The sequence below is a fragment of the Archangium sp. genome (assembly GCF_036389735.1).
Lineage (GTDB): Bacteria > Myxococcota > Myxococcia > Myxococcales > Myxococcaceae > Archangium.
Genome location: NZ_DASVWK010000283.1, coordinates 1 through 5,080, shown reverse-complemented (window position 1 = coordinate 5,080; position 5,080 = coordinate 1). Strand labels below are relative to the sequence as shown.

Sequence of the window (5,080 nt, the reverse complement as noted above, 5' to 3'; positions counted from 1 at the left end):
CTGCCCTACCTCGCGCGCCTCTTCCTGGAGGAGGTGGACACCGAGCTCATCAAGCGGGTGCCCATCAACTTCGCCAAGCAGGCGCGCATCCTCCCCCTCACCGTGGAGGGAGACACCGTGGCCCTGGCGGTGGCGGATCCGCTGGACACCACCGTGCTGGACCATGCGCGCATGCTGCTGGGGATGAACGTCTCCCCGCGCATCGCGCTCGCCTCCTCCATCGTGGACGCCATCAACAGCGTCTATGACCGGGCCACCAACGAGGCCGAGCAGCTGGTGGACGAGCTCGAGTCGACGGACCTGGACTCCCTCGCCCATGAGCTGGACGAGCCCAAGGACATCCTCGACGCGGAGGGGGACGAGGCGCCCATCATCCGCCTCATCAACTCCGTGCTCTTCCGCGCCGCCAAGGAGCGCGCCAGCGACATCCACATCGAGCCCATGGAGCGCGAGCTCCTGGTGCGCTTCCGCGTGGACGGCGTGCTCCAGGAGATCATCAAGCCGCCCAAGCGCTACCAGAACGCCATCGTCGGCCGCGTGAAGATCATGGGGCAGCTGAACATCGCGGAGAAGCGCCTGCCCCAGGACGGCCGCATCCGCATCAAGCTGGCGGGCCGGGACATCGACATCCGTCTGTCCACCATCCCCACCACCTACGGCGAGCGCATCGTCATGCGCTTGCTCGACAAGAACACCACGCTGTTGGATCTGACCGAGCTGGGCATGGACGCCCGCATGCTCGAGCAGATGGAGCACGTCATCCGCCGCCCGCACGGCATCGTCCTGGTGACGGGCCCCACCGGTAGCGGCAAGACGACCACGCTCTACGGCGCGCTCTCGCGGATCAACACCCCGGACCTCAACATCCTCACCGTCGAGGACCCGGTCGAGTACCAGCTCAAGGGCATCGGGCAGATGGCCATCAGCCCGAAGATCGGCCTGTCCTTCGCCCAGGGCCTGCGCGCCTTCCTCCGCCAGGACCCGGACGTCATCATGGTCGGCGAAATCCGCGACAAGGAGACGGCGGAGATCGCCATCCAGGCGTCGCTGACGGGCCACCTGGTGTTCTCCACGGTCCACACCAACGACGCGGCCAGCGCCGTCACCCGTCTGGTGGACATGGGCGTGGAGCCCTTCCTCGTGGCCTCCTCCCTCACGGGCATCCTCGCCCAGCGTCTGGTGCGCCGGGTGTGCCCGGACTGCCGGGTGCAGTACACGCCCACCGAGGAAGAGGTGCGCGAGCTGGGCATGACCCGGACGGAGTTCATCGCGCGCCATGGGGTGGAGAAGATCTACAAGGCCACCGGCTGCCCCTCCTGCAGCCAGAATGGCTACCGGGGCCGCACGGGCATCTACGAGCTGCTGCTGGTGGACGACAGCATCCGCCAGCTCGCGCTGAAGAACGTGGACTCCTCCACCATCAAGAAGGCCGCCATCTCCCACGGCATGCGCACGCTGCTGGATGACGGCGCGCGCAAGATCGCCATGGGCGAGACGACCATCGCCGAGGTCCTCAGCATCACCCAGGAGGACCTCTAAGGGACACCCGCCCCGGCCCTCCTGGAAGGGAGTGGTCCGGGGCGTGGTTTTACTCCGCGAGCCACCATGCCAGTCTTCGAGTACAAGGGCCTCAACCAGGCCGGCAAGCCAATCAAGGGAATGCTCGAGGCGGATTCGCCCAAGACCCTGCGCTCCCAGCTGCGCAAGGACGGCATCTTCCTCACGGACGTCATCGGTCAGGCCGAGGGCAGCCGCGTCGGCGTGCGCAAGGGCGCCAACGCGGCCCACGCCGACCGCGAGCTGAAGCTGGGCGGTGGCGGCCGCGTCACCACGGATGACATCGCCATCACCACGCGCCAGCTCGCCACCCTGCTGGGGGCCGGCGTGACGCTGGTGGAGGCCCTCTCGGCGCTGGTGGATCAGGTCGAGAAGGAGAAGCTCAAGCGCATCATCTCGGACATCAAGCAGAACGTGAACGAGGGCCGCTCGCTGGGCGACTCGCTCGCCATGCACGAGAAGGTGTTCGGCTCGCTCTACGTCAACATGGTGCGCTCCGGTGAGCACTCGGGCGCGCTGGACGCGGTGCTGCTGCGGCTGGCCGACTTCACCGAGAGCCAGTCCAAGCTCCAGCAGAAGATCATCGGCACGATGACCTACCCCGCCATCATGATGCTGGTGGGCGTGGGCATCCTCACGCTGCTGATGGTGGTCGTCATCCCGAAGGTCACGAAGATCTTCACCACGATGAAGGCCACGCTGCCCATCACCACCCGCGCCCTCATCTGGGGCAGCAACTTCCTGCGCGACTGGTGGTTCATCCTCTTCCCGCTCATCTTCGCCATCATCTTCGGGCTGATGACGTACTTCCGCAGCCCCAAGGGCCGGCCGGTGTGGGACCGCTTCGCCCTCCGGGCCCCCATCTTCGGCAGCCTGCTGCGGCTGCTGGCCATCTCCCGCTTCTCCCGCACGCTGGCCACCCTGCTCAAGAGCGGCGTGCCGCTGCTGGTGGCCATGGACATCACCAAGGCGGTGATGACCAACTCGGTGCTGGCCGCGGTGGTGGAGAAGGCGCGCGATGCCATCCGCGAGGGCGAGAGCATCGCCACGCCCCTCAAGCGCTCCGGCGAGTTCCCGCCGCTCGTCTACCACATGGTCGCCATCGGCGAGCGCTCCGGGCAGCTCGAGGACATGCTGCTGTCCGTGGCCGACAGCTACGAGAACCAGGTGAACGTGCGCATCGGCGCCCTCACCTCCATGCTCGAGCCCATCCTCACCGTGTTCATGGGCGTGATCATTGCATTCGTGGCCTTCTCGGTCCTGATGCCGATTCTGCAGGTGAACTCGGCCATCCGGTGACGGAGGCATCACGATGAACGACACGCTCGACCGGTGGATCCAGCGAGTCACCCTCGCGGCGCTGCTCGCCCTCACGGCGACGCTGCTCACCGTGGGGGTGTCGCTGTATGCCGCCGACTCGAAGGCTGGCGCGACGACGGCCAGCAGCAGCGCGACGAAGCCCTAGGACATTTTGACACGAGAGAGAAAGACATGAGCGACAAGAAGACGAAGCTGCAGCGCCGCCGTCAGCGCGGCATGACCCTCATCGAGATCATGGTCGTCATCACCATCCTCGGGCTGATCATGGCCGCGGTGGGTGTGGCCGTCATTCCGAAGCTCGACGAGGCCAAGCAGGACACGGCGCGGCTGGACATCGCCAACGTCGGCCAGGCCCTGAAGCTCTACTACACGAAGAAGGGCAAGTACCCCGACACGGGCACCGGCCTGCGCGCCCTGGTGGACACGAACAACCTGGAGCGCATCCCCACCGACCCCTGGGGCCGGGAGTACGTGTACATGAACGAGGGCGGCAAGCCCGTCATCATCTCCTACGGCGCGGACGGCACCGCCGGTGGCGAGGGCCCCGACGCGGACGTGTCCTCCAAGGACAACGCCGCCTCGGCCCAGAAGTAGCAAGGCCAGCAAGCCGAAGGCGGAAATGACGACCATGACGTCCGAGTCCACCCCCACGCAGCAGCAAGCCGAAGAGACGGTACGCCCGTCCCGCGTGGGGCGGCTCATCGTCGGCGCCGTCATCCTCGCGGCCACCGCGGGCGCCTTCGGCATCGCGCGGCTCACCTTCGACGAGACGCTCACCCCGCTCCAGCGCCAGACGCGCGCGGAGATCCGCGGGCTGGAGGGCTACTTCAAGTCCTTCCACCGCATCACCGGGCGCTTTCCCTCGCAGGCGGAGAACTTCTATCCGCTGCTCCAGGTGGGCCTCATCCAGGAGATGCCCGTGGACCCCTGGGGGCGCGCGTACCAGTACCGGATGGACGGCGGGAAGGGCTACGTCCTGTCGTACGGCTCGGACGGCGTGCCCGGCGGCACCGGCGAGGCCTCGGATCTCATCAGCGGCGGCGTCCTCAACAACGCCATCCTGGGGACGCCCGAGCAGCAGCAGGAGGCGGTACGGGGAGGTCGGCCATGAGCGTGTTGGCTCGCAGCAGGGCGGGTGAGCGCGGTCTCACCCTCATCGAGGTGTCGATCTCGCTCGGCATCGCCGCGGTGCTGTTCGCCGCCGTCACCGTCAGCATCGGCGCCATCACCGGCGCCAAGGCCAAGTCGTCCGCGGCGGAGCTGGCCGGCACCATCCGCTCGCTGTACGACACGGCCGCGCTCAGCGGGAAGACGTGCCGGCTCGTCTTCGAACTGGCCGATCCCAAGAACGAGGACAGCGCCTCCAGCTACCGCGCCGAGTGCGCCGCGGGCAACGTCACCACCTCGCGCGACCGCGACGAGCTGCTGCGCGAGGACGACCGGGACCGCGAGGATGCGAAGCGCAACGCGGGCCGCGACACGCGCCGCAACTTCACCCGGGGCAGCAACGGCGAGCCCGGCCTGGACGAGCTGATGGCGCAGGAGGAGAGCCGCGTGGAGAACGCCGCGCGCTTCTCCGCCTTCACCGCCGAGGAGCTCAAGCCCCGCTCGCTGCCCGAGGGCGTCACCGTCTCCGTGTGGACGCGCCACCAGCGCGAGGCCGTCGACAAGGGCGTGGCCTACCTCTACTTCTTCCCCCAGGGCTACACCGAGAAGGCCCAGGTCTACGTGCGCCAGGGCGACAACGTCTGGACGCTCACCCTCTCCCCGCTGACCGGCAAGGTCGACATCGTGGGCGAGGCACTCGAGGTGCCCCGGTCATGAGACGCGCTCGCGGCTTCACGCTGCTGGAGACGGTGGTGGCGCTCGCCATCCTGGCGATGGCGCTGATGGCCATCTTCGACATCAACTCCGGCGCGGTGTCCAACCACGCCTACGCCAAGAAGCTCACCGTGGCCACGCTCCTGGCCCGCTCGAAGATGACGGACCTGGAGCAGACGCTCTACGACGAGGGCTTCGCCGCCGACGACAAGGAGGAGTCCGGCGACTTCTCCCGCGAGGGCTGGGGCCAGTACAAGTGGCGCGCGAAGGTCATCGCCCCAAAGACGGACGGTGTCTCCCCCGAGCAGCTCGTTGGCGCCATCTTCAACCTGCCCATGGGCGGGGACGGGGACCTGGGTGGCCTGGCCTCCATGTTCGGCGC

General features: G+C 67.8%; 7 protein-coding genes. All 7 read left to right on the top strand.

The genetic code is table 11. The features are described 5' to 3' along the window. A partial coding sequence (gspE, locus tag VF794_RS10080) for a type II secretion system ATPase GspE (RefSeq protein WP_331109162.1) occupies positions 1-1,539 on the top strand: 1,539 nt, incomplete at its 5' end. 66 nt (positions 1,540-1,605) lie between these two features. Next, positions 1,606-2,856 carry a type II secretion system inner membrane protein GspF gene (gspF, locus tag VF794_RS10075; protein WP_331109160.1) on the top strand — a complete coding sequence of 417 codons (1,251 nt, stop codon included), beginning with the start codon at positions 1,606-1,608 and terminating at the stop codon, positions 2,854-2,856. Positions 2,857-2,869: 13 nt separating this feature from the next. Beyond that, positions 2,870-3,022: a hypothetical protein gene (locus tag VF794_RS10070; protein WP_331109158.1), complete on the top strand. Its 153-nt coding sequence runs from the start codon at positions 2,870-2,872 to the stop codon at positions 3,020-3,022. A gap of 26 nt (positions 3,023-3,048) precedes the next feature. Next, positions 3,049-3,471, top strand: a complete 423-nt coding sequence (gene gspG, locus VF794_RS10065; protein ID WP_331109156.1) for a type II secretion system major pseudopilin GspG — start codon at positions 3,049-3,051, stop codon at positions 3,469-3,471. A gap of 25 nt (positions 3,472-3,496) precedes the next feature. Further along, entirely contained in the window at positions 3,497-3,988 is a 492-nt protein-coding gene (locus tag VF794_RS10060) for a type II secretion system protein GspG (RefSeq protein ID WP_331109154.1), read from the top strand. Then, the gene (locus VF794_RS10055; RefSeq protein WP_331109152.1) at positions 3,985-4,701 is read left to right on the top strand and encodes a prepilin-type N-terminal cleavage/methylation domain-containing protein; all 717 of its coding nucleotides are present in this window, start codon (positions 3,985-3,987) and stop codon (positions 4,699-4,701) included. Before VF794_RS10060 ends, VF794_RS10055 begins: the two co-directional genes overlap by 4 nt. Next, positions 4,698-5,080 (top strand): prepilin-type N-terminal cleavage/methylation domain-containing protein (locus VF794_RS10050; RefSeq protein ID WP_331109150.1); only part of this gene is annotated, 383 nt, incomplete at its 3' end. The genes VF794_RS10055 and VF794_RS10050, both read left to right, overlap by 4 nt.